Annotated in this window: 21 protein-coding genes, 1 tRNA gene and 1 pseudogene; 8 read left to right on the top strand and 15 right to left on the bottom strand. The window is 72.0% G+C overall.

Translation table 11 applies throughout. The features are described from left to right. Positions 1 to 488 precede the first annotated feature (488 nt). Complete coding sequence (locus tag OG990_RS33000; RefSeq protein WP_406078238.1) at positions 489 to 941, bottom strand: hypothetical protein; 453 nt, start codon at positions 939 to 941, stop codon at positions 489 to 491. Positions 942 to 1,095: 154 nt separating this feature from the next. Further along, positions 1,096 to 1,179: transfer RNA gene (locus OG990_RS32995), tRNA-Tyr, on the bottom strand. A gap of 147 nt (positions 1,180 to 1,326) precedes the next feature. Here OG990_RS32995 and OG990_RS32990 point away from each other — a divergent pair. From OG990_RS32990 to OG990_RS32975, 4 genes are all read left to right on the top strand, one after another. Next, entirely contained in the window at positions 1,327 to 1,821 is a 495-nt protein-coding gene (locus tag OG990_RS32990) for a YajQ family cyclic di-GMP-binding protein (protein WP_328420594.1), read from the top strand. A 124-nt stretch (positions 1,822 to 1,945) separates the two neighbouring features. Further along, complete coding sequence (locus OG990_RS32985) at positions 1,946 to 2,503, top strand: DinB family protein (protein WP_406078237.1); 558 nt, start codon at positions 1,946 to 1,948, stop codon at positions 2,501 to 2,503. A gap of 289 nt (positions 2,504 to 2,792) precedes the next feature. Beyond that, positions 2,793 to 3,554 carry an SDR family NAD(P)-dependent oxidoreductase gene (locus tag OG990_RS32980; RefSeq protein ID WP_406078236.1) on the top strand — a complete coding sequence of 254 codons (762 nt, stop codon included), beginning with the start codon at positions 2,793 to 2,795 and terminating at the stop codon, positions 3,552 to 3,554. A 135-nt stretch (positions 3,555 to 3,689) separates the two neighbouring features. Further along, positions 3,690 to 4,502 (top strand): MerR family transcriptional regulator, encoded by an 813-nt coding sequence (locus OG990_RS32975; RefSeq protein WP_406078235.1) that lies wholly within the window; start codon positions 3,690 to 3,692, stop codon positions 4,500 to 4,502. 72 nt (positions 4,503 to 4,574) lie between these two features. On the opposite strand, the gene OG990_RS32970 is transcribed toward OG990_RS32975, so the two are convergent. From OG990_RS32970 to OG990_RS32930, 9 genes are all read right to left on the bottom strand, one after another. After that, the gene (locus tag OG990_RS32970) at positions 4,575 to 5,834 is read right to left on the bottom strand and encodes an MFS transporter (RefSeq protein ID WP_328420601.1); all 1,260 of its coding nucleotides are present in this window, start codon (positions 5,832 to 5,834) and stop codon (positions 4,575 to 4,577) included. 151 nt (positions 5,835 to 5,985) lie between these two features. Then, entirely contained in the window at positions 5,986 to 6,861 is an 876-nt protein-coding gene (gene htpX, locus OG990_RS32965) for a zinc metalloprotease HtpX (RefSeq protein ID WP_328420603.1), read from the bottom strand. Positions 6,862 to 6,996: 135 nt separating this feature from the next. Beyond that, on the bottom strand, positions 6,997 to 8,493 hold the full coding sequence (locus OG990_RS32960; protein WP_406078234.1) for an NADH-quinone oxidoreductase subunit N: 1,497 nt from the start codon (positions 8,491 to 8,493) through the stop codon (positions 6,997 to 6,999). Then, positions 8,490 to 9,998 (bottom strand): NuoM family protein, encoded by a 1,509-nt coding sequence (locus OG990_RS32955; RefSeq protein WP_406078233.1) that lies wholly within the window; start codon positions 9,996 to 9,998, stop codon positions 8,490 to 8,492. The genes OG990_RS32960 and OG990_RS32955 overlap by 4 nt, the downstream gene beginning before the upstream one ends. Beyond that, on the bottom strand, positions 9,995 to 11,932 hold the full coding sequence (locus tag OG990_RS32950) for an NADH-quinone oxidoreductase subunit L (protein ID WP_406078232.1): 1,938 nt from the start codon (positions 11,930 to 11,932) through the stop codon (positions 9,995 to 9,997). The genes OG990_RS32955 and OG990_RS32950 overlap by 4 nt, the downstream gene beginning before the upstream one ends. Then, positions 11,929 to 12,312, bottom strand: coding sequence for an NADH-quinone oxidoreductase subunit NuoK (nuoK, locus tag OG990_RS32945; RefSeq protein WP_406078231.1), 384 nt, complete (start codon positions 12,310 to 12,312; stop codon positions 11,929 to 11,931). Before nuoK ends, OG990_RS32950 begins: the two co-directional genes overlap by 4 nt. Next, positions 12,309 to 12,872, bottom strand: coding sequence for an NADH-quinone oxidoreductase subunit J (locus tag OG990_RS32940; RefSeq protein ID WP_406078230.1), 564 nt, complete (start codon positions 12,870 to 12,872; stop codon positions 12,309 to 12,311). The genes nuoK and OG990_RS32940 overlap by 4 nt, the downstream gene beginning before the upstream one ends. 40 nt (positions 12,873 to 12,912) lie before the next feature. Beyond that, positions 12,913 to 13,533: an NADH-quinone oxidoreductase subunit I gene (locus tag OG990_RS32935; RefSeq protein ID WP_328420615.1), complete on the bottom strand. Its 621-nt coding sequence runs from the start codon at positions 13,531 to 13,533 to the stop codon at positions 12,913 to 12,915. A 94-nt stretch (positions 13,534 to 13,627) separates the two neighbouring features. Further along, positions 13,628 to 14,059: an ester cyclase gene (locus OG990_RS32930; RefSeq protein WP_355601397.1), complete on the bottom strand. Its 432-nt coding sequence runs from the start codon at positions 14,057 to 14,059 to the stop codon at positions 13,628 to 13,630. A gap of 143 nt (positions 14,060 to 14,202) precedes the next feature. On the opposite strand from OG990_RS32930, the gene OG990_RS32925 reads away from it, so the two are divergent. Then, positions 14,203 to 15,222, top strand: coding sequence for a glutathione S-transferase family protein (locus OG990_RS32925; RefSeq protein WP_406078229.1), 1,020 nt, complete (start codon positions 14,203 to 14,205; stop codon positions 15,220 to 15,222). A 12-nt stretch (positions 15,223 to 15,234) separates the two neighbouring features. Here the strand turns inward: OG990_RS32925 and OG990_RS32920 are convergent, their stop codons facing one another. Together OG990_RS32920 and OG990_RS32915 are read right to left on the bottom strand one after the other, a co-directional pair. After that, a complete protein-coding gene (locus OG990_RS32920) occupies positions 15,235 to 16,197 on the bottom strand; it encodes a complex I subunit 1 family protein (protein ID WP_210917475.1) in 963 nt (320 codons plus the stop codon). Positions 16,198 to 16,481: 284 nt separating this feature from the next. Continuing rightward, positions 16,482 to 17,078: pseudogene (locus tag OG990_RS32915) on the bottom strand (NADH-quinone oxidoreductase subunit C); the annotation flags it as partial. 119 nt (positions 17,079 to 17,197) lie between these two features. On the opposite strand from OG990_RS32915, the gene OG990_RS32910 reads away from it, so the two are divergent. Then, positions 17,198 to 18,244 (top strand): glucose 1-dehydrogenase, encoded by a 1,047-nt coding sequence (locus OG990_RS32910; protein ID WP_328420626.1) that lies wholly within the window; start codon positions 17,198 to 17,200, stop codon positions 18,242 to 18,244. Positions 18,245 to 18,260: 16 nt separating this feature from the next. Here OG990_RS32910 and OG990_RS32905 read toward each other — a convergent pair whose 3' ends face one another. After that, positions 18,261 to 19,577 (bottom strand): DUF2252 domain-containing protein, encoded by a 1,317-nt coding sequence (locus tag OG990_RS32905; RefSeq protein ID WP_328420628.1) that lies wholly within the window; start codon positions 19,575 to 19,577, stop codon positions 18,261 to 18,263. Between the two features lie 88 nt (positions 19,578 to 19,665). Then, entirely contained in the window at positions 19,666 to 20,247 is a 582-nt protein-coding gene (locus tag OG990_RS32900) for an NADH-quinone oxidoreductase subunit B family protein (protein WP_355601401.1), read from the bottom strand. Positions 20,248 to 20,470: 223 nt separating this feature from the next. Between OG990_RS32900 and OG990_RS32895 the strand changes: the two genes are divergently transcribed. Then, entirely contained in the window at positions 20,471 to 21,031 is a 561-nt protein-coding gene (locus tag OG990_RS32895; protein WP_386987882.1) for an RNA polymerase sigma factor, read from the top strand. After that, the gene (locus tag OG990_RS32890; protein ID WP_406078228.1) at positions 21,024 to 22,226 is read left to right on the top strand and encodes a hypothetical protein; all 1,203 of its coding nucleotides are present in this window, start codon (positions 21,024 to 21,026) and stop codon (positions 22,224 to 22,226) included. Before OG990_RS32895 ends, OG990_RS32890 begins: the two co-directional genes overlap by 8 nt. The last annotated feature ends 40 nt before the right edge of the window (positions 22,227 to 22,266 follow it).

Raw genomic sequence — 22,266 nt, 5'->3', positions numbered from 1 at the left:
CTGCTAGAAGGCCATCCGGGCAGCTCGCCGGGCCGCCCATCTTGATCTCATAATTCTCAGGTCGCCGCGATCTGCCCAGGAGCTCTGTCACGACCCGCCAGGCCACCTGTTGCAGCTCGCCTATCGGCTGGCCGATGCTGCTGAGCAAGAGCACAGCCAAGAGGAGGGGACAGGGTTGCGGGAACAGGCCGACCGCCTCACGCTGATCGATCGTTGGCGCCACTTCGTACTGGACCGACCGGTCCTCGTGCATCCTGGCGAAACGATCTGGCACGAAGACGACCATCTCCTGGTACAGCGGCTCGATGGGCGAGTAGACGCCTACCCCGGCGTTATCAACCGCTGCAGGTGCCGGGACCGGGAGCGATAGCTGACAGCAACCGTTGACAGCAACAGCCTCGGACCACCGAGTACGGACGGAGACACCCACAGGAGCAGGGCCAGCCACGGACGCCGAGGACGGACCGTCTTGGACAGGCTCGCCGAGGCTACGGATCAGGCGGTCGCGGCATGCCAGCCACGTGCCAGTAGTCGGTGTCCCCGACGGGCACCAGCGGGCACGAGTCGTGACCCACTCCCCTAGCGCCAGCAGGCGTTTCGGGCATCTCGGGGCGGTGATCTTCGTCCTTCCAAACTGACGGTGCTATGACTCGCGGTCGTCGCCCGGTAGCAGCCTTCGACCAGAGGTCATTCATGAGCAGCATCCCCCTGTCCGTCATTCGGCGATCGTCCTCGGCGTCCGGCGCCTCCCGCACGGCAACGATCACGACGACGCGGCCCTCATCGTCCGCGTCAGACTGGAAGGTAGCGATCTTGTAGCCGAGCCGGCGCCCAGCTCTACGGCCAGCCGAGCGAACCTCGGCGATCCGCTCTGCGTTCCACGCCTCGACACGCTCGACGTACTGCCAGTCGAGTTCAAGGTGCCGCGCGATCGTGAGCACCAGCTCATCAAACTCGCTTATGACGCCAGTCCCCTCGCGTGCCCGATACGTGCCCGATCGGTCGGTCGATCAGGAGCAACGGCGGTCAACAACGGCAGGAGACGACGAAGGCCCCTGACTAGCGTTTCCGCAGGTCAAGGGCCTTGCCGTTGCCTGGTGGCGGGTGAAGGATTCGAACCTTCGAAGCTTTCGCGACGGATTTACAGTCCGCTCCCATTGGCCGCTCGGGCAACCCGCCAGGGCACCCCACCGCGTCGCAACGCGGCGGCGGAAGCAAGGATAGCGGCTCACCCCACCCCCGTCGCAACCGGGTACGGTCAGGGGGTCGTGCCGCTGGTCGGTGGCCGACGGCAGGCCCAGACCTCCGGACAGCAGGAGTAGAAGCATGGCAGCGAACCCGTCGTTTGACATCGTGAGCAAGGTTGACCGCCAGGAGGTCGACAACGCCCTCCGCCAGGCGGAGAAGGAACTCGCGACGCGGTTCGACTTCCGCGGCACCGGTGCGGAGATCTCCTGGTCGGGTGAGGAGGCGATCGGCCTTCAGGCAGAGACCGAGGAGCGGGTACGCGCCGCGCTGGACGTGTTCAAGGAGAAGCTGGTCAAGCGGAACATCTCGCTGAAGTCGCTGGACGCCGGCGACCCGCGCCCGTCCGGCAAGATCTTCAAGATCGACTGCAAGGTGATCCAGGGCATCGAGACGGACAAGGCCAAGGCGATCAGCAAGAAGATCCGCGACGAGGGCCCCAAGGGTGTGCAGGCTCAGATCCAGGGCGACCAGCTGCGGGTCACCGGCAAGAAGAGGGACGACCTCCAGGCGGTCATCTCGCTGCTCAAGGGCGAGGACTTCGGCGTCGCCCTCCAGTTCAATAACTACAGGTAGGACAGCAGGGGAATACTGGGGCCCGGCTAGAAAGATCATTTAGCCGGACGCCACGTCCCGAGGCTAATCTGTCCGCTTTTTACCGGTGAGTGGTCGATGAGAGTTCTGGCTATGCTCCCCGGTCATGAGCGAGACGGTTCCCCAGCCTTCCCCATCAGCAGCTCCCACCGAGGCCGAGTCCCTGCTGTCAGTCCTCGAGCGCAACCGGCGGACCTTCGCCTGGAAGACGTCGGGGCTGGACGAGAAGGGTCTGCGCGCGACCACCGCCGCCAGTGCGATGACGCTCGGCGGCCTCGTCAAGCATGTGGCCCTGGTCGAGGCGGACTGGCTGGCCGTCAAACTCGCCGGACAGGACTACGGAGCCCCGTGGGACGCCGTGGATTTCGACGCCGACCCTGACTGGGAATGGCGCACCGGGGCGCTGGACTCGCCGGAAGATGTCTACGCGGTGTGGCGAGACGCTGTCGAGCGGTCGCGCGAGCTCGTTGCTGACGTCATCAAGGAGCGCGGGCTGGACGGACCAGCGTCCTTCACCTGGCCGGACGGCCGCACCCCCACCGTCCGGGACATGTTGTTGGACATGGTTGAGGAGTACGCACGCCACACCGGCCACGCCGACATCCTCCGTGAGGCAGTGGACGGCCGCGTGGGTGAGGGCGCGCCCTCGGACTTCACCTTCTAACCGTCTGCGTGCGGTAAGACCGGGTGGCGCCCTCACTCGCCACCCGCAGGACTTTCCTCGGTCCGCCCCCGCGGGCATCTCATGCGACCCGTAAATTATGTAACGATCAACAAAGTATCCGAATCCCCCTTCGCTGGCCGGAACAGCCTCGCCGAACACCCCAGCAGCGGCGGGCCGCGCGAGGCATGGGTGACTACGGCGACAATTCTTTGGCAGTCGTTCCAGATAACCCTACCGTTGCGGCTGGCCCGCGATCGCGTGGCCGCACTGCGCAACTAGTGGAGCGAGCATGAACCGCCTGCAGTCCAAGGTCGTCATCGTTACCGGAGGGACCTCCGGCATGGGTTCGGCGTTTGCCAGGCGCGCCGCCTCCGAGGGGGCAACCGTCGTGATCGGGGCACGTGACAAGGCACGCGGAGAGGCGACCGCTGCGGAGATCACGGCCGACGGAGGCAAGGTCCTCTTCGTCCCGACGGATGTCACGGTCGAGGAGGAGGTCGCCAACCTGGTCGACGTCACGGTCAGGGAGTTCGGGGGCCTGCACGCCGCCTTCAACAACGCGGGCGGCGGCAACATCCAGGGAACGATCCGGGACAGTGCGGCGTCGACCTGGGATCGCACCATCGCCCTCAACCTGACCAGCGTCTTCTACAGCCTCAAGCACGAGCTTCCGGCGATCCTGGCCAGCGGGGGCGGCTCCGTCGTCAACAACGCCTCCGTGGTCGGTGTGGCCGGCGATCCGACGGCTGTCGCGTACTCGGCCGCCAAGCACGGCGTCGTGGGCCTCACCCGCTCCGCGGCGCTCGACGTCGCCAAGCAGGGCGTGCGGGTCAACGCCCTGGTGACGGGCCTGGTGGACACCCCGCTCTGGCGCAACTTCACTGCGGCCAACCCGGATGCCGCGAACGACCTCCTCAGCCAGCAGCCGAGCGGCAGAGCAGCCGGGGAGGACGAGGTCGCCGCCTTCACGGCGTTCCTCCTCAGCGACGAGTCCGCGTTCATCAACGGTGCGGCCCTCGCGATCGACGGTGCACTGACCGCCCGCTACTAGAGCCTCCACATCCGGGCCCGGCCCCGCACCCGGCGGTCCGGGCCCGCGCTGACCCCGCCCAGATTGGGCGCGGCAGGTGACTCAACCGACTGCGGGGTTGCATCCGGTACCCGGGTACGGGCTTACCGTCAGGTGGTGAGCGACCGAAACCCAGCGGCGGACGACACGTGGGTCCCCGACTCCTGCCGCCTGCCCACGGCCGAGCTGCCTCTCCGCCTCGCCGAGTTCGACCGGTTCTTCGCCGAGGCGGTTCTTCGAATCGAGCGGCCGTCCGCGCAGCGGCTGCGGCTGCACCTGGTCGGCACGGCGGAGGCCGAGCGCGGCGCCCGGGACCTGACCGCGCGCGAATCGGCGTGCTGTTCGTTCTTCACCTTCGGCGTCACCCGCACCGGCCCGGACGCGGTGACCGTGGACGTACAGGTTCCGGCCTCGCACGTCGGCGTCCTCGACGGCCTGGCCGAGCGGGTGCGGCCGGGCGGCGCACCGGGGGCGGCCGGGGCGTGGCTGCGGAGCGGACAACTGGCCGGCGCGGCGGGGGTGAACCCGCAGACGCTGCGCTACTACGAACGTCGCGGCCTGCTCGCCGCACCGCGGCGGTCCCCCGGCGGACACCGGCTGTACCCGGCGGAGTCGGTCACCCGGCTGCGGATCATCAAGACGGCGCAGCGTCTCGGCTTCACCCTCGGCGAGGTTGCCGAGCTGCTCGACGCCGAGCGGCGCCGAAACGACCGCGGTGTCGGCCTACCGGCGCGGGCCACGGCCAAGCTGGCCGAGGTGGAGCAGCGGCTGGCCGACCTGACGGCTGTCCGAGACTCCCTGCGGGCGGCGATCTCCGCCGGCTGCGACGACCTGATCGCGTGCGCCGGCAGTTCCTGCTGCCCCCTGCCGTTCCCGGACCCACCGCCGGTCGATGCGACCACCGCCCGATCCCGCCGAGACCCCGGCTAGGGGCGACGCGCCAGGAAGCCGGGTCGCCGCGTCCGGCGGGTGGCTGGTCCGGCCCAGCCGCGCCGTACCGGTTCAGACTGTGACGGGTTCGTCGGTGCGTACCGTCGAGATTTCCGCGCGGGCGATGGGCCCGGCGGGCAGCGCGGCGACCGCGGCCCCGACGGCGACCGCCGCCCCGGCGAACAGGAATGCCCACGGCACGCCGCCGGCGTTGTCCACGATCAGGCCGGCCACCGCGCCGCCGGCAGCGCTCGCCGCCACCGACATGGTGACCACCCAGGTGTACGCCTCGTTCAGCATTCCGGCCGGCGCGATCCGACCGACCAGGGTGTTCTCCAGGGTCAGCGCGGGCGCGATGGTGGCCCCGCCGACGACCAGCGCGGCACCCAGCGCCAACGGTGTGGGCATCACCGCGAACACCACGAAACTGCCGGCCACCGCAGCGAGCAGCATGGCGAACTGCCGGGTCATGTTCGGCGACGGCCTGCGGACACCGAACCAGAGCCCGCCGGCCGCACTACCGATCCCCCAGACCGCCAGCAGGATCCCGGCCAGGCTCTCCGGGTCGTCGACGGTGTAGTCACCGGCGTACGCCGGGACGATCACGCCCGCGGCGCCGAACGCGATGCCGAGGCTGGCCACACAGACCAGCAGGGCCGGGAAGCCGGAGACCCGCAGCGGGCCCAGCCCCCGGGCGTGGTGCTCGCGCGGGTGCGGACGCCAGCCGCGCATCACCCGGCCGAGGGCCACGGCGGTGGTGCCGACCAGGGTGACCACGGCCGCCCCGATCAGCGCGGCCGCCGCGTCGGCGAGCAGCACGAAGCCGGCGACGAGCAGGGGGCCGATCACGAAGACGATCTCGAACAATGAGGTCTCCGCGGCCAGCGCGGTGTTGCGCAGGGGGTACCGGCCGGAGGCGGGGCCGGTCAGGTCGTTCCACGCGCCACGGATGGCGGCGGTGAGCGGTGGATAGGTGGCACCGGCGACACCGGCGGCCAGGTAGATGGCGGGAAGGGCGTCATCGCCCGACCGGCTGGCCAGCAGCAGGCCGGTGAGCGCCAGCGGGTGGGCCACGGCGGTGACCAGCAGGACCGGGCTCGGGCCGACCCGGTCGGCGATCCGCCCGGCCACCGGGCTGAGCACGGCACCGGCGATCGCGTAGATCCCGCCCGCCACCGCAGCGAGCGCGTACCGCCCGGTCACCTGCTCGACCACCAGCAGCAGCGCCAGCGGCGTCATGCCGATCCCGAGCCGCCCGATGATGCCGGTGACCAGCAGCATCGGCGCCCCCGGGATCCGCCAGACACCCAGATACTGGCGCAGTGCGGCCACCGTGAACCTCCCGAGAATGTAATGAGCGTGAGCCCTTTAGACCCTAACGCCGGGTGCTTAGCGGGCAGAACCGGATATCGTATCGCGGCCGACACAGCACTCCGCCCGTACTCGGATGCGACCGGGTACGGGCGGAGGCGGAATCAGCAGGTCAGCGCTGGAACTGCACCGGGCCCGCGTTGGCGGCCATCTGCTCCAGCCGGGCGACCCGGTCCTCCATCTTCGGGTGGGTGGCGAAGAGCGTGGCCATGCCGCCACCCTTGAACGGGTTGGCGATCATGAGGTGCGCGGTGCTGGTGAGCTGGCCCTGGGCCGGCAACGGCCGACGCCGGGCCACCGCATCGATCTTGCGCAGGGCACTGGCCAGAGCCAGCGGGTCACGGCTCAACTCGGCACCCGAGGCGTCCGCCTGGAACTCACGGCTCCGGCTGATCGCCAACTGGATGACGCTGGCCGCGATCGGGCCCAGGATCAGGGTGAGCAGCAGCACAGCCGGGTTCGGCCGATCCTCGTCGTCCCCGCCGCCCAGCGGGATGAAGAAGGCGAGGTTCGCCAGCAGGGTGATGATGCTGGCCAGGCCGGCCGCCACGCTGGAGATGAGGATGTCCCGGTTGTAGACGTGTGACAGCTCGTGCCCGATCACACCGCGCAGTTCGCGGTAGTCGAGGATCTCGGTGATGCCCTGGGTCACACAGACCGCCGCGTGCTGCGGGTTACGACCCGTGGCGAACGCGTTGGGCTGCGCGGTCGGGCTGACGTAGAGGCGCGGCATCGGCTGCCGGGCCTCGGCCGCCAACTCCCGCACCATCCGGTACAGCTCGGGGAACTGTGCCTCGGTGACCGGTTGCGCCCGCATCGAGCGCAGCGCGAGCTTGTCGGAGTAGAAGTAGGAAACGCCGTTCATGACCAGAGACACGAGGACGGCGATGAACAGTCCGCCACTGCCGCCGAACCAGTAGCCCACCACGAGGATCAGCGAGGTGAGCAGGCCGAGCAGCGCGGCGGTCTTCAGACGGTTGTGGTGCACAATCACTCCTTCGGTGCACGGATCGCCGGGATCCGCTGACCGGTGTAACAACTCCGTACCCGCCAACCATCCGTCTCAACGCTGAGAAATGACTGAGACCTGCGGGAACGGGCCGCCCGGAGCGAGGCGGTCGGGTCAGCGGGCGGCCAGGTCGAGCACCAGTTGCGGCGCGACACCAAGCACCACGGTGGCCACCGTGGCCACCGCCAGCACCACGGCCACCACGCCCACCACGGGTACGGCCGCCGCGCCGCCTGGGAGCGTCGAGGCCGGTGCGGGCGTCGCCGTCGGCGCCCACAGTGTGGCGGTCACCCGCAGGTAGTACGCCAGGCCGATCACCGCGTTCACCGCCACCACCAGCGCCAGCCAGGCGGCGCCGCCGTCCAGCAGCGCCCGGACCACGGTCACCTTCGCGAACAGTCCCGCCAGCCCGGGTGGCAGACCGGCCAGTCCGACCAGCGCGAGGCCGAGCGCGGCGCCCCGCCACGGGTGCCGGCGGGCCGCCCCGCGCAGGTCGTCCAGAGTGCCGCCGTCCGCACCCGCCGGGCGCAGCGCGGTCACCGCGGCGAACGCGGCCAGCTCCAGGACCACAAAGAAGACGGTGTACGCCACCGCGGCGGCGTACGCGGCGTCGCGTGCCTCACCCGTGCGGCCGGCGGCCAGCGCCAACGCGCCCAGCGGGGCGAGGATGTAGCCGGCCTGCGCGACCGAGGACCAGGCCAGCAGCCGGACGGTACGCCGCTGACGCAGGGCGACCAGGTTGCCGACGGTCATGGTGAGCACCGCGAGCAGGGCGAGCACCGGACCGGTCTGATCGGCCGGCAGTGCCCGCTGCACCACAGCGAGCAGCGCGACCACCCCGCCCAGCTTGGACGCCGTGGACAGGTAGGCGGCCACCGGCAACGGTGCTCCGTCGTAGGTGGCCGGCGCCCAGGCGTGGAACGGCACCGCCGCCACCTTGAAGGCCAGCCCGACCAGCACCAGCGCCACCGCTGCGGTGGTCAGCGGCAGGTCGCGCAGCTCCGGCCGCTCGGCGAGCAGCGCGCCGAGCCGGTCCAGGTGCAGCCCGCCGGTCACCGCGTACAGCAGCGCGGCACCGAGCAGCGTCACTGTGGTGGCCACCACACTGACCACGAAGAAGGTGACCGCCGCCTCGGCACTGGCCAGGCTCCCCCGACGCAGGCCGACCAGTACGTACAGCGGCAGGGTCAGCGTCTCCAGGGCGACGATCAGGGTGATCAGGTCGCCGGCCGCGCCGAGCACCACGCCGCCGGTCATCGAGCAGGCGAGCAGGAAGCAGTACTCCCCCACCGGCGACCGCCCCGCCCGCAGCGCGGGCACGGACAGCCCGAGCACGCCCAGCGTGAGCAGCGCCACCACCGCGCCGACCAGGGCCGCTCGACCGCCGAAGATCCAGGAGCAGTCGGCGCCGACGCAAAACGTCTGTCGCTCCCCACCCGCGCCCACCACGGCGGCGCCGACGGCGGTGCCGAGCGCACCGAGCGCGGCCACCACGATCGTGGCCCGCGGCCGGGCCAGCAGCAGGTCGGTGATCAGCACGAGCACGGCGGTACCGGCGGCCAGGTAGGCCGGCAGCAGCGCCACGCTGTCCACGCTCTGCACCGCGTTCACGGGAAGACCACCCCCACGAGGGCGTCGACCGGGGCCTCGGCGACGCCGAGAACGAGCGCCGGGGCCAGCCCGATGGCCAGGGCGAGCAGGACCAGCGGCACCCACGCGGTCAGCTCCGCACCGGCCAGCGCGGGGCCGACCCGGCCGACGGCGGTGCTCGGCCGACCGTGGGTGACCTGGCGCAACAGCCGCAGGAAGTACGCAGCGGTGAGCGCGCCGCCGACCGCGGCCAGCACCCCGAGGGTGGTCCAGAGCGGGCCGCCCACCTGGACCGCTGCGATCACCGCGAACGCCTCCCCCCAGAAGCCGGCCAACCCGGGCAGGCCGAGCGACGCGATCGCCGCGAACGCGAGCAGACCGGCCAGCCGGGGCGCGGTCTCCCGCAGCCCGGACAGCTCGGCGAGGCTGCCCGTGCCAGTACGGTCCTTCACCGCACCGGCCAGGAAGAACAGCAGACCGGTGATCACCCCGTGCGCGACGTTGCCGATCAGTGCCGCCTGGATGCCGGTGGTGGTCAGCGTGGCGACGCCCAGCAGCACGAAGCCCATGTGACCCACACTGGAGTACGCGATCAGCCGCTTGACCTCGTCCTGCGCCAGACAGACCAGCGAGCCGACCAGGATGGCGGCGACGGCCAGCACGCCGAGCACCGGCGCCGCCCAGCGGGCGCCCTCCGGCGCCACTCCCACCGCCACCCGGATCAGGCCGTAGGTGCCCATCTTGAGCAGCACCCCGGCCAGCACGACACTGCCGACCGTGGGGGCCTGCGTGTGCGCGTCGGGCAGCCAGGAGTGCAGCGGCCAGAGCGGGCTCTTCACCGCGAACGCGAGCGCGAGCAGGGTGAACGCCGCGAGCTGGGTGCCTCGGGACAGCCCGCCACCACCGGTCAGCGCCACCATGTCGGCGGTGCCGGCGGCGGCGACCACGACGTACACGCCGACCAGCAGCAGCACCGAGCCGAGCAGGGTGTAGAGCGCGAACTTGCGGGCCGCCCGACGCCGGTCAGCGCCACCCCAGCCGGCGATGATCGCGTACATCGGCAGCAGGACGACCTCGAAGAAGAGGAAGAACAGCACCAGGTCCAGGGCGAGGAAGGTGCCCAGGATGCCCACCTCGACCACCAGCAGCAACGCCACCAGCGTCCGGCCGCTGCCGCCCTCCGGCACCCGCCACAGCGAGTAGCCGCAGCAGAGCAGGGTGAGCAGCGCGGTCAGCACCACCAGCGGCCAGGAGATGCCGTCGACGCCCAGGTGGAAGCGCAGCTCCAGGCCGGGCACCCAGGGCAGGTCCAGCTCGTGCCAGGGGCGCACGGCCGGCGCGCCGGCCGACCACGCGAACCAACTCCGGTCGCCGAACACCAGCGGCACCGCGGCCAGCAGGGTCAGCGCCGCCGCGACCGTGCCGACCAGCCGGGCAGCCCGGTCCCGGGGCGTCGCGGCCACCGCGACCGCACCGAGTGCCGGCACCGCCAGTACGGCCACCAGCAGCACCTGCCCGAAGCTCATCGGGTCCCTCCGATCAGTGCGGCGGCCAGCCCGATCAGCAGCGCGCCGGCCAGCACCCCGGCGGCGGCACGGGGCAGCGCCGCCCGGTGCAGGGCGGCCAGCCCGGCACCCAGAGCGGACGCGGCCCGGCCGCTGCCCTCGACCGCCCCGTCCACGACCACCTCGTCGCCGGTGCGCGCGACCCGGGCGAGTGCGCGGACGGGGCGTACGACCAGGGCGTGCTGGACGTCGTCGAGCCGGAACGCGCGGGCGAAGACCGGCCGCAGCGGACCCATCGCGGACGCCGGGTCGGCGGCCCGGTCGCGGCGCCAGCCCAGCACCACCAGCCCCGCGCCGACCAGCAGCAGCGCCAGCGGCAGCAGCAGCCCCGGCCCGAGGTGGACCAGGCCGTCCTCGGCGCCCGCCACCGGCACGGTGGGGAACCGCAGCCGGTCGGCGAATGCCCCGACGAACCCGGCCAGGCCGAGCAACGCGGCCGGCACGGCCAAGAGCAACACCGGCCAGCGGAGCAGCGCCGGCGGGTCGTGCGGCTGGACCAGCGGCAGCCGGGGAGTGCCGAAGAAGGTCCGCAGCAGTAGCCGGCCGGCGTACCAGGCGGTGATCGCGACGCCGACAAGCCCGGCCAGCCAGACCAACCAGCCCACCCAGGACGGCGCCGGGCCGGTGCCCTCCCGGGCGGCCGCCTCGGCAACGGTCAGCACGCCGTCCTTGCTCCAGAAGCCGGCCAGCGGCGGCACCCCGGCCAGCGCGCCCAGGCCCACCACCGTGCACCAGAAGGTCACCGGCATGCTGCGACGCAGTCCGCCCATCTCCGACATCAACGTGGTGCCCACCGCGTGAATCACCGCACCGGCGGCGAGGAACAGCAGCGCCTTGAAAGCGGCGTGGGTGAGCAGATGGAACAGCGCCGCCGACGGCGAGCCGACCGCCAACGCGCCGGTCATGTAGCCCAGTTGGGAGACGGTCGACCAGGCCAGGACCCGCTTGATGTCGTCCTGTGCGGTGGCCGCGAGGGCACCGAGCAGCAGGGTGATCGCGCCGATCACCCCGAGCACGGTCAGCGTCACCGGCGCGGCCGTGAACAGCGGGTAGAGGCGGGCGACCGCGTACACCCCGGCAGCCACCATCGTCGCGGCGTGGATCAGCGCGGAGATCGGCGTCGGGCCGGCCATCGCGTCCGGCAGCCAGGTGTGCAGCGGGAACTGCGCGCTCTTGCCGGCCGCCCCGGCCAGCAGCAGCAGACCGGCGGCGGTCAGGGTCGCACCGGAGTGGTCGTGGGCGAGCACGTCGGCGATCCGGAAGCTGCCCGTGGACACGCCGAGCAGTGCGATGCCGAGCAGGAAACCGACGTCACCGACCCGGGTCACCAGGAACGCCTTCATCGCGGCGGCGGGCGCGCCGGGCAGCCGGCGGTCGTGGGCGATGAGCAGGTACGAGCAGAGGCCCATCACCTCCCAGCCGACCAGCAGCATGATCAGGTCGCCGGCGACGACCACCAGCAGCATCGCGGCGGTGAAGAGACTGATCTGCGCGGCGTACGGCGGATAGCGGTGGTCGACGTCGACGTCATCGTGCGGACCGCGCCGCAGGTAGCCGATCGAGTAGACCTGCACGGCCAGGGCGACCGCGGTGACCGCCACCGCGACCAGCGCGGCGGCGCCGTCCAACCGGACCCCCAGGGTCACCGTCAACCCACCGATGTCGACCCAGGTGGTCGACGTCTCCCCCGGTTCGTCGACCGTGACCAGCAGCGCGACGGCCAGCGCCAGCGCGCCGGCAGCGCCGGTCACACCGAGCGCGACGGCCACCCGTCGGGCCCGGTCACCGCTCCCCGCGCCAGCGGTGGGATGGCGCGGGGCCGGCGGCAGCAGCAGGCCGAGCAGCCCGGCGACCAGCGGTACGGCGGGCAGCAGCGCCCCCAGCAACCCGGTCACCGGCCCACCTCCGGGTGCTGGCCGGCGCTAGCGGCGACCGGCGGTGTGCTGCCGGCGGTCCGTGGCGACTCGGCGGGCTCGGTCAACGGCACCTCGTCCACCGCCACGGTGGCCCGTAGCCGGTAGAGCTGGAGGACGATCGCCAGCCCCACCCCGATCTCGGCGGCGGCGAGGACGATGACGAAGAGCGCGAAGACCTGACCGGAGTGCGGCAGCACGGAACGCGCGGTGGTGTCCGCGGTGACCAGGATCAGGTTCACCGCGTTGAGCATCAACTCGACCGCCATCAGCACCAGCACCGCGTTGCGCCGGCGCAGCACCCCGTAGACGCCGAGGCCGAACAGCAGCGCGGCGGTGACGTACGGGATGACCGGCCTCACCGTCGGCCCCCGGTCTCCACGTCGACCTCGCCCGGCTCGGCTGTGCCGTCCGAGCCGGGGCCGGGCCGGCCGATATCGGGCCGGGACAGCACCACCGCACCCACCAGTGCGGACAGCAGCAACACCGACAGCACCTCGAACGGCAGCACCCAGGACCGGAAGATCTGCTCCCCCAGCCGCTCGGCGGTGCCCGCCCCGGGCAGCGTCACCGTGCTCCACCGGTACGCGTCGACGAGCAGGACGGTCAGCCCCAGCCCGGCACCGCCACCGATCAGCGCGGCCGGCCAGCCGGGCCGGTCCAGGTCGTCGGAGGCGCCGATCGGCGCCCGGGTCAACATCACCGCGAACAGCAGCAGCACCACCACCGCGCCCACGTAGATCAGCACCTGCACCCAGGCCACCAACTCGGCGCTGAGCACCAGATAGTCGCCGGCCAGCGCGCCCAGGCAGACCACCAGGTAGAGCCCGGCACGGACCAGGTGTTTGGTGGTCACCACCAGTACGCCGGAGCCGACCGCCACCGCACCGAGGGCGAGCAGCAGCAGGTCCGCGCCGGTCACCGGGCCGCCCTCACAGCTCGGGCCGCCCCGCGTCGCGCCGTCACGACGCGGGACCCGGGTCGGTGCCGGGCTCGGGGCGTACCGCCGGCGGGGCCGGGCGTGCGGCAGCCGCCTTACGCGCGGCCGCCGTCTCCTCCTTGGCCGGATCGCCGTTCGGGTCGTGCGCGGGCGGCGGCGGGACGGTGGCCATCCACTGACCGAGGTGGTCCTTGTCGTGCAGCAGGTCCTTGATGTCGTACTCGGCGTACTCGAACTCGGGCGACCAGTACAGCGCGTCGAACGGGCAGACCTCGATGCAGATGCCGCAGTACATGCAGAGTGAGAAGTCGATGTCGAACTTGTCGAGCACGTTGCGCTGGCGGGGGCGGGCGGCGCCGGGGACCGCCACCTCCTCCTTGTGCGAGTCGATGTAGATGCACCAGTCCGGACACTCACGGGCGCAGAGCATGCAGACCGTGCAGTTCTCCTCCGAAAGCGCGATCACTCCGCGCGAGCGGGGCGGCAGCTCGGGGACGACGTCGGGGTACTGCTGCGTGGTCGAGCGGCTGGTCATCGTCTTGAGGGTGACCGCCAGCCCCTTTACCAGGCCCGCGCCGGGAAGGCCGCGCTCGCTGGCGCCGGCCGGGTCGCCGTGCTCGCTGGGGTCGCTCATGTGGACCATCCTGCCCTGTGGCCCCGGCGCGCGCGACCACCACCCGTGCGTCGACGGCGGTACCCGTGGTCGCGGGGAGAGCTGACCATGCCGTTGGACCGGATCACGCGCCGGTAGCGGCGATACCTCCGGTCGGCGGGAGCATCTCGACGCCGAGCTGCTGGAGCAGCTGGAACAGCTCGTTACAGCTCCACACCTCGACGATCCGGCCGCTCGCGTCGAAGCGCAGGAACGTCGCCCCGGAGTAGCTGACCACCTGCCCGGTCGGCGGCACCGGCCCGAACTGCCCGGCCTGGGTGCCGGCCGCCCGCCAGTGCACGGCCACCCGCTCACCGGCGGCCAACACGTCCACGATCTTGTAGCGCAGGTCGGGGAAGGCGGCCCTCCGCTCGCGGTGCCAGGCCAGCGTGGCCTCCGGGCCGGTGCCGCCCAGCCCGGGGCACTCGTCGGCAATCAGCTCGTACGCCGACTCCTCCCGGCGGGCGTTCCACACGTCGGCGATGAATTGCCGGGCTGCTGCCTCCACATCCGTCATCCCGGCAGGTTAGCCGGCACCGAACTGGTCGGGCAGGACCGGTCGGATCGCGAGGCGGTCGTGGCCGGATCGCACGCCGGCGCGCAGCGCGGGCCGGAATCCGCGACGATGGGGACGAGACGGCAAGCAACCGGAGGAGTGACGTGGGCGAGGAAAAACGCGGGAAGTACGTCGAGCCGGGTGCCGAGTTCACCCGGGACCAGCGGTACATCGCCACTCGGATCACCGCCGACGGGCGGGACGGGTACCCGGTGGAGCCGGGCCGGTACCGGCTGGTGGTCAGCCGGGCCTGCCCGTGGGCCAACCGACTGATCATCGTGCGGCGGCTGCTCGGTCTGGAGGATGACATCTCGATGGCGGTGGCCGGTCCCACCCACGACGCCCGGAGCTGGACGTTCGACCTCGACCCAGGCGGGCGGGACCCGGTGCTCGGCATCGAGCGCATCCAGGAGGCGTACTTCAAGCGCTTCCCCGGCTACGAGCGGGGCATCACCGTGCCCGCGATCGTCGACGTGCCGACCGGGCAGGTGGTGACCAACGACTACGCACAGATGAGCCTCGACCTCTCCACGCAGTGGGGCGCGTACCACCGCGAGGGCGCCCCGCAGCTCTACCCCGAACACCTGCGGGCGGAGATCGACGAGGTCAACGACATGGTGTTCCGGGACGTCAACAACGGCGTCTACCGGTGCGGCTTCGCCGGCAGTCAGGAGGCGTACGACAAGGCGTACCACCGGCTCTTCGACCGGCTGGACTGGTTGACCGAGCGACTGGCCGGCCAGCGCTACCTGGTCGGCGACACCATCACCGAGGCCGACGTGCGGCTCTTCACCACGCTGGTCCGCTTCGACCCGGTCTACCACGGCCACTTCAAGTGCAACCGGCAGAAGCTGAGCGAAGTGCCGGTGCTCTGGGCGTACGCCCGGGACCTGTTCCAGACCCCCGGGTTCGGCGACACCATCGACTTCGATCACATCAAGCGGCACTACTACGAGGTGCACCTGGACATCAACCCGACCGGGATCGTCCCGCTCGGCCCTGACCTGTCCAACTGGATCACCCCGCACGGGCGGGAAGCCCTCAGTGGCCGTCCCTTCGGCGACGGCACGCCGCCACCGCCCCCGGCCGAGCCCGTCGACCCCGCGCACACCCCGCTGCGCTGACCCGCAGCCGAGTCAGAGGGCGATGCGCACGGCGGCGGTGAGCACCAGCTGCGCGAGGGAAGCCGGCACCAGCACCAGCCAGCAGAGCCGCTGGAGCTGGTCCTCGCGCAGCCGGGGGTAGGACACCCGGAGCCAGATGATCACGAACGCCACGGCGAAGACCTTGAGCAGGGTCCAGAGCCAACCCAGCTGGTCGTCGGCGAACGGACCCTGCCAGCCGCCAAGGAACAGCACCGTGGTCAGCGCGGCGATCACCACGATGCCGACGTACTCGGCGAGCAGGAAGAACGCGAAGCGCAGGCCGGTGTACTCCGTCATGTACCCGAAGACCAGCTCCGAGTCGGCCACCGGCATGTCGAACGGCGGCCGGCGGATCTCGGCCAGCCCGGCGACGAAGAAGATGATCATCGCGGGCGCCTGCCAGAGCAACCACCACGGCTGCCACGCCTCGACGATGCCCGACAGGCTGAGCGTGCCCGCCGCCATCGCCACCGAGGCGGCGGCCAGCACCAGCGGCAGCTCGTAGCCGAGCAACTGGGCGGCCCCGCGCAGCCCGCCGAGCAGGCTGTACTTGTTGGCCGACGCCCAGGCCGACATGAGCACCGCCACCACACCGACGCCGACCACGGCCAGCACGAAGAACAGGCCGATGTCCAACGGCTGCCCGACCAGGTCGTTCGGGCCGAGCGGAATGACGAGCAGCACCAGCAGGTAGGGCACCAGGGCCACCGCGGGCGCCAGCCGGAAGACCGCCCGGTCCGCCTCGCGGGGGGTGATGTCCTCCTTCTGCACGAACTTGACCCCGTCCGCCACGAGCTGCGCCCAGCCGTGGAAGCCGCCCGCGTACATCGGACCGAGCCGGCCCTGCATGTGCGCCATCACCTTGTGCTCGGCCTGCCCGACCAGCAACGGCAGGGTGAGGAACGCGACCAGCACGCCACCCACCCGCAGCACCAGCTCCACCCAGAGCGGCATCAGGCCGTACCCCCGTCGCGCTCGGTCCGGTCATCGCGCGCCGGCGGGTCCGCAGCCGGACCGTCGGCCGCGCCGGGCGCGGGCTTGTCCCCCGGGCCGGCTGCGGGCGCGGGCTTGTCCGTCGGGGCCGGGCCGGCGCCGGGCGCGGGCTGGTCGGCCGGGGCCGGGCCGTCGGCGGTGCCGGCGGGCCGGAGAGTACGCGCCGGACGGGCCCCCGGAGCGGGCCGCGCGGGCCGCTCACCGGCCGGCCGGGCCGGGGTGCCGCCACGCGGACCCTCCCCCACGCCGCCCGCGCCGGCCGGGGTGGGCGTGGTCCCCCACTCGCCCGGCGCCGGCACGCCCGGCGGGCGGATCGGTCGACGGCCACCGCCGGCCTCGGACTCGCCCGGTTCCTTCGCGCCCGGCCAGGGTTTGGCCACCCGGGAAGCGAGCACGAACTCCTTGCGCAGCGGATGGCCCTCGAACTCCGGCGGCAGCAACAGCGGTCGCAGCTCGCCGTGACCGGCGAAGCCGATGCCGAACATCTCGTGCGTCTCCCGCTCGTGCCAGGCGGCGCCCGGGTAGACGTCGACCACCGAGGCCACCGTGGCCGCGCCGCGGGGCAGCCGGGTGCGCAGCAACACGCCGTGCCGCAGCCGGGTCGACCAGAGGTGCGCCACCACGTCGAAGCCCTCGGCCAACTCGTCCACCGCCGAGAGCCAGTCGAAGAAGTCGCAGGCCAGCTCGGTGTCGTCGCGGGCGGCGCGTACCGCATCCGGCCAACTCGCCGGCGGCACGTCGACGGTGGCCCGGGCGAACCGCTGCCCGCCGGAGACCGACGGGGTCGCCTCGACCGGAGCGAGCAGCGCGACCAGCCGAGCGCCGACCTCTTCGGGAGTCATGCCGCTGATCCTAGGACGTCTGTCCCGCGTGGGCCCGGCCCGCGCCGGTCCACCGCCGGCACCCGGCGATCTGCCCGCTTTGCGGACGGCACGGCGGTCGGCGGGGAAAGATGAGGGGCGTGCGCGCTGTGACTGTGAAACCCGGGGTCGCCAACTCGCTGAGCCTCATCGAGGATCAGCCCGAGCCGCCGCCCGAGGAGGGTGCGGTCCTGGTCGAGGCGCTGGCGGTGGGGATCTGCGGCACCGACCACGAGATCATCGCTGGGGATTACGGCGAGGCGCCGCCCGGCGCGGACCGCCTGATCATCGGGCACGAGTCGCTGGGCCGGGTGCTGGAGGACCCGACCGGCACCCTGCAACCGGGCGACCTGGTGGCCGGGATCGTCCGGCACCCCGACCCGGTGCCCTGCCCCAACTGCGCGGTCGGCGAGTGGGACATGTGCCGCAACGGGCAGTACACCGAGCACGGCATCAAGGCGCTGCCCGGTTTCGCCCGCGACCGCTGGCGGATCGAGCCCGAGTTCGCGGTCGGGCTCGACCCGGCACTGGCCCGGGTCGGCATGCTGCTGGAGCCGACCAGCGTGGTGGCCAAGGCGTGGGACCACATCGAGCGGATCGGGCACCGGGCCGAGTGGCAGCCGCAGACGGTCCTGGTGACCGGGGCCGGACCGATCGGGCTGCTGGCCGCGCTGCTCGCCACCCAGCGCGGGCTCGCCGTCCACGTGCTGGACCGGGCGACCTCGGGGCCGAAACCGGAGCTGGTTGCCGCGCTCGGCGCCACGTACCACGCGGTGCCGGTCAACGACCTGCCCTTCGATCCGGACGTGGTCGTCGAGTGCACCGGTGCGCCCACGGTGGTCATCGACGTGATGTGCAAGGCGGCCCCGACCGGGATCGTCTGCCTGGCCGGGGTGTCCAGCGGCGGCCGGACCATCGACTTCGACGCCGGGGCGCTCAACCGGGCACTGGTGCTGGAGAACAACGTCGTGTTCGGCTCGGTGAACGCCAACCGGCGGCACTGGACCATGGCCGCGCAGGCACTCGCCCGCGCCGACCAGTCCTGGCTCGAATCGCTGCTCACCCGTCGGGTGCCGGTGGAGCGGTACGCCGAGGCGTACACCGCCGAGGCGAACGACATCAAGGTGGTGCTGGAGTTCGCCTCCTGATCAACGCGCTGCCGGCTCAGATGCCGGGCAGCCGGCCGTTGCGGAACAGGTCCACGAAGAGCTGGTGGTCCTCCCGGGCGCGCAGCCCGTACGCGTGCGCGAAGTCCACCAGATGGGTGACGAAGCCCGACTCGTCGGCGCCCACCACGGCGACGATCGCCTCCTCGGTGGAGTAGTCCACCAGGTCGTGGCTGGACTCGTCGTCGGCGACCGAGTGCATCCGGGCCACCGCCCGGCCGAGGTCGACGAGCACCCCGGTCAGCTCCTCCGGCTCGTTGACGTCGGACCAGTCCAGGTCGGCGGCGTACGGGGAGACCTCGGCGACGAGCTGGCCGGCCCCGTCCAGCTCGGTGAAGCCCAGCCACGGGTCGGCGTGCGCCTGCAACGCCCGCTGCGACTCGGCGGTCCGGTGGCCCTGGTGCTGGAAGTAGCCCCGGACCGACTCGTCGGTGACGTACCGGGCCACCGCCGGCACCTGCGCCTGCTTCATGTAGATGACGACGTCGTTCTCCAGTGCCTGGGTGTGCCCCTCCAGCAGCAGGTTGTACGACGGCAGCCCGGCCGAGCCGATGCCCACCCCCTTGCGCAGCACCACGTCCTTGATCTGCGCCGCCACCGGGCGCGGCCGGGCCGAGGCGGTGGGCAGGGTGCCCAGGTAACCCTGGAAGGCGGCGAGGACCTTGGCCCGGGTGTCCCCGTCGATCTCGAAGACCCCGTCGCTCACGGAGAAGCGTCGCTCGTAGTTGTCGATGGTGGTCTGCGTGGCGAGCAGGTCGACCCGGGTGTTGAGCCGGGCCTGCTGGAGCACCCGGCGCAGCACCCCGTCGGCGTTGTCCAGGGTGATCGAGCCGATCGCGTCGTCCCCACCGGCGGCGATCGCCCGCAGCTCGGTCAGGTACGACCGGGCGAAGCCGGCCACCAGGTTGCCGATCACCGTGTCGGAGAGCGCCTTGCTGTAGCCGAGCAGCGCCACGCTGGCCGCGAACCGCCGCAGATCCCAGGTAAACGGCCCGACGTACGCCTCGTCGAAGTCGTTGACGTTGAACACCAGCTGCCCGGAGGCGTTCATGTAGGTGCCGAAGTTCTCCGCGTGCAGGTCGCCGTGGATCCACACCCGGCCGGTCCGCTCGTCCAGGAACCGGTCGTCGGCGAAGTCGCCGCGCTGGTCGGCGTAGAAGAGCGCGGCGCTGCCCCGGTAGAACGCGAACGGCGACGCCGCCATCTTGCGGAACTTACGGCGGAAGGCGGCCGGGTCGATCGCCATCGAGGCGCCGAACTCCTCGGTGAGCACGTGCAGGATGTGGGCGGACCGCTGGTCCACGGGGTTGCTCATGGTCCGCAGGCTAGCCCGGCCCCACCACCCCGGGTGATCAGACAACCGACTGGTCCGCTCGGGCCGACCGGGCGAGGTGGGGGCCGTCTCAGTCAGCGGTGGGCGGGCGTACCGGAGGTGCGGTGAGCGAGTCGACGGAACGCGGGGCGGCGGCTTCGCGGGGCGGGGCGTCCAGCGGCGCGGCGAGCAGATCCGGGCGGGGCACCCCGCCGATGCCGGACTGCTCGGCGGCGATCTTCTCCTGCAGGCGCAGGATGCCGTGCAGGAGCGCCTCCGGCCGAGGCGGGCAGCCGGGCACGTAGACGTCGACCGGGATGAGCTGGTCGACGCCCTTGGTCACCGAGTACGAATCCCAGTAGGGGCCGCCGCAGTTGGAGCAGGCGCCGAACGAGATGACGTACTTCGGCTCCGGCATCTGGTCGTAGAGCCGCTTGATCGCCGGGGCCATCTTGTCGGTCACCGTGCCGGAGACCACCATCAGGTCGGCCTGCCGGGGACCGTGGGCGAACGGAATGACGCCGAGCCGCATGAAGTCGTGCCGGCCCATGCTGGTGGCGATGAACTCGATCGCGCAGCAGGCCAGGCCGAAATTGAAGACCCAGAGCGAGTAGCGGCGCCCCCAGTTCAGCACGAACCGGATCGGCTCTCCCAGCACTGCCGGTAGCTGCACGACGCCCCCCTCCTGTCACCCACTGGACAGTCAACCACAGCGTCCGGCGGCAACCCCGAGGGCCGTTGTGGACTTCTATCGGGGTACGGCGCCGAGAACGGCCGGGCCCGGATGTCCCGCACCCGACATAGAACCTCCGCCGTCGTGCGCAACCGGCCGGCGCGTCCGGTTGTGTGACCGGTGCTGGCGGACTCACCGCCTGCGGCCACCACGGGGAGGACGAGTGCTTGTGACGAGAGACGTACGGGTGGGTGGACCCCCACCCGAGCCACCGGGAACCACAGTCCCTCCGCCGGCCGAGCTGGTCTTCGACGACTTCTATCACGCCCACTTCCGCGGGCTGGTGGTGCAGCTCACCGCGTACACCGGCGACCGCGGGCAGGCGCAGGATCTGGTTCAGGAGGCGTTCTGCCGGGCGTACACCCGGTGGGACCGGCTGGCCCGGTACGAGGACCCGCTGGCCTGGGTGCGCCGGGTCGCCTGGAACCTCGCCCACAACCGCTGGCGGCGGCTGCGCACCGCCCAGGCGTGGCTGCTGCGGCAGCGGGAGACGCACGTAGCGGGGCCGAGCCCCGACCGGGTCGCCGTCGACGCCGCGCTGGCGCAGTTGCCCCCAAAGCAGCGGCGGGCCGTCGTACTGCACTACCTCGCCGACCTGTCGATCGCCGAGATCGCCGCCCAGGAACGGGTCGCCGAGGGGACGGTCAAGTCCTGGCTGCACCGGGGGCGTGCTGCCCTCGCGACACACCTACGCGACACCAACGAGGAGGTGCGGGATGTCTGAGCAGGAGACCCTCGGCCTCGCCGAGGAGTTCGCCCACTACCGCCGTACCGTGCTGGCCGAGGTCGAGGTGCCCGGACCCGCCGCCGTCCGGCGGGCGGCACGAGGGCGCGGCCGTCGCCGGTTGGCGGCGACCACCACCGTGGTGCTCGCGCTGTTCAGCGGGTCGGCCGTCGGGTACGCGGCGATGAACGACCCGGAGCTCCGCCCGGGTCCGGTCGAGCCCACGCCAAGCGCGCCGGTGTCGCCGTCGAGCGCCCCACCCAGCCCGACCGCCAGCCCTTCCGCGACCAGCGCCAGCCCGACCTCGCCCGGACCCGACGGCCGGCTCAGCCGGTCGCAGCTCCTGGGCGCGCCGGTGACCCTGCCGGCGTGGCGGGCCGGACGCGGCTGCCCGACGTCGGGCGTACGGCTCACCGCCGACGCCAGGGAGGGCGCGAACTGGCTCCAGGCGCTCGACCAAGGCGACGTCGACGGGGACGGCGCGGTGGAGACGGTGGCGCTGGTGCAGTGCGTGCTCGGCACCGGCGGTCCGCAGCAGGTGGTCGTCTTCGACCGGGATGGCACCGGCCGGCTCGTCACGCTGGGTCGGGTGGTGGCGACGACCAAGGACAAGCCGCAATGGCTGTTCGCGCTCGACGTCGTCGACGACGGCACGGTACGGGTGCAGGTCGGCGACATCGCGCCCGGAGGCGGCTGGCCCAGCGAGTGGTCACAGCGGCAGTGGCGTGGCTACCGCTGGCAGGGTGACGCCTTCGCCCAGGTCTCCGGCCCGACCAGCTTCGGCCCGAACCCGCACTCGGCGGATCTCGCCGTGACCGCCACCGATCTGGTGCTCGGCACCGCGTCGGACGGTTCCCACACGGGTACGACGACGGTACGGATCCGCAACCGGGGCGCCGGGTCGGTCCCGTACGTGTCGCTGCGGCTGAACGTGCCCCCAGTCGTGCGCCCGGACGTCGACGGCTGGGCCCCGTGCCGCAACGAGCCGCAGACGACCCAGGAGCCGGTGACCTGCGACCTGGGCAGGCTGGAGGCAGGGGCCGAGATGACGCTCACGCTGAGTTTCCGAGCCGGCCAGGGCGTCACGGTGGGCACGGGAACCGCCGAGGTGGACGCCCGGCCGATGGACAGCGGGTTCAACTTCCTGCTGGACACCCACGACGCCGACAACGTGGTCCGGATCGCCTATCGGTGAAGCGCTCGACGGGTTCGCGACGGCCGTGCCGTACGCCGGG

The organism is Micromonospora sp. NBC_00858 (assembly GCF_045207365.1).
Classification (GTDB): Bacteria; Actinomycetota; Actinomycetes; order Mycobacteriales; family Micromonosporaceae; genus Micromonospora.
The sequence above is the reverse complement of the archived record's forward strand: the minus strand, read 5'-3'. Positions and strand labels throughout refer to the sequence as shown.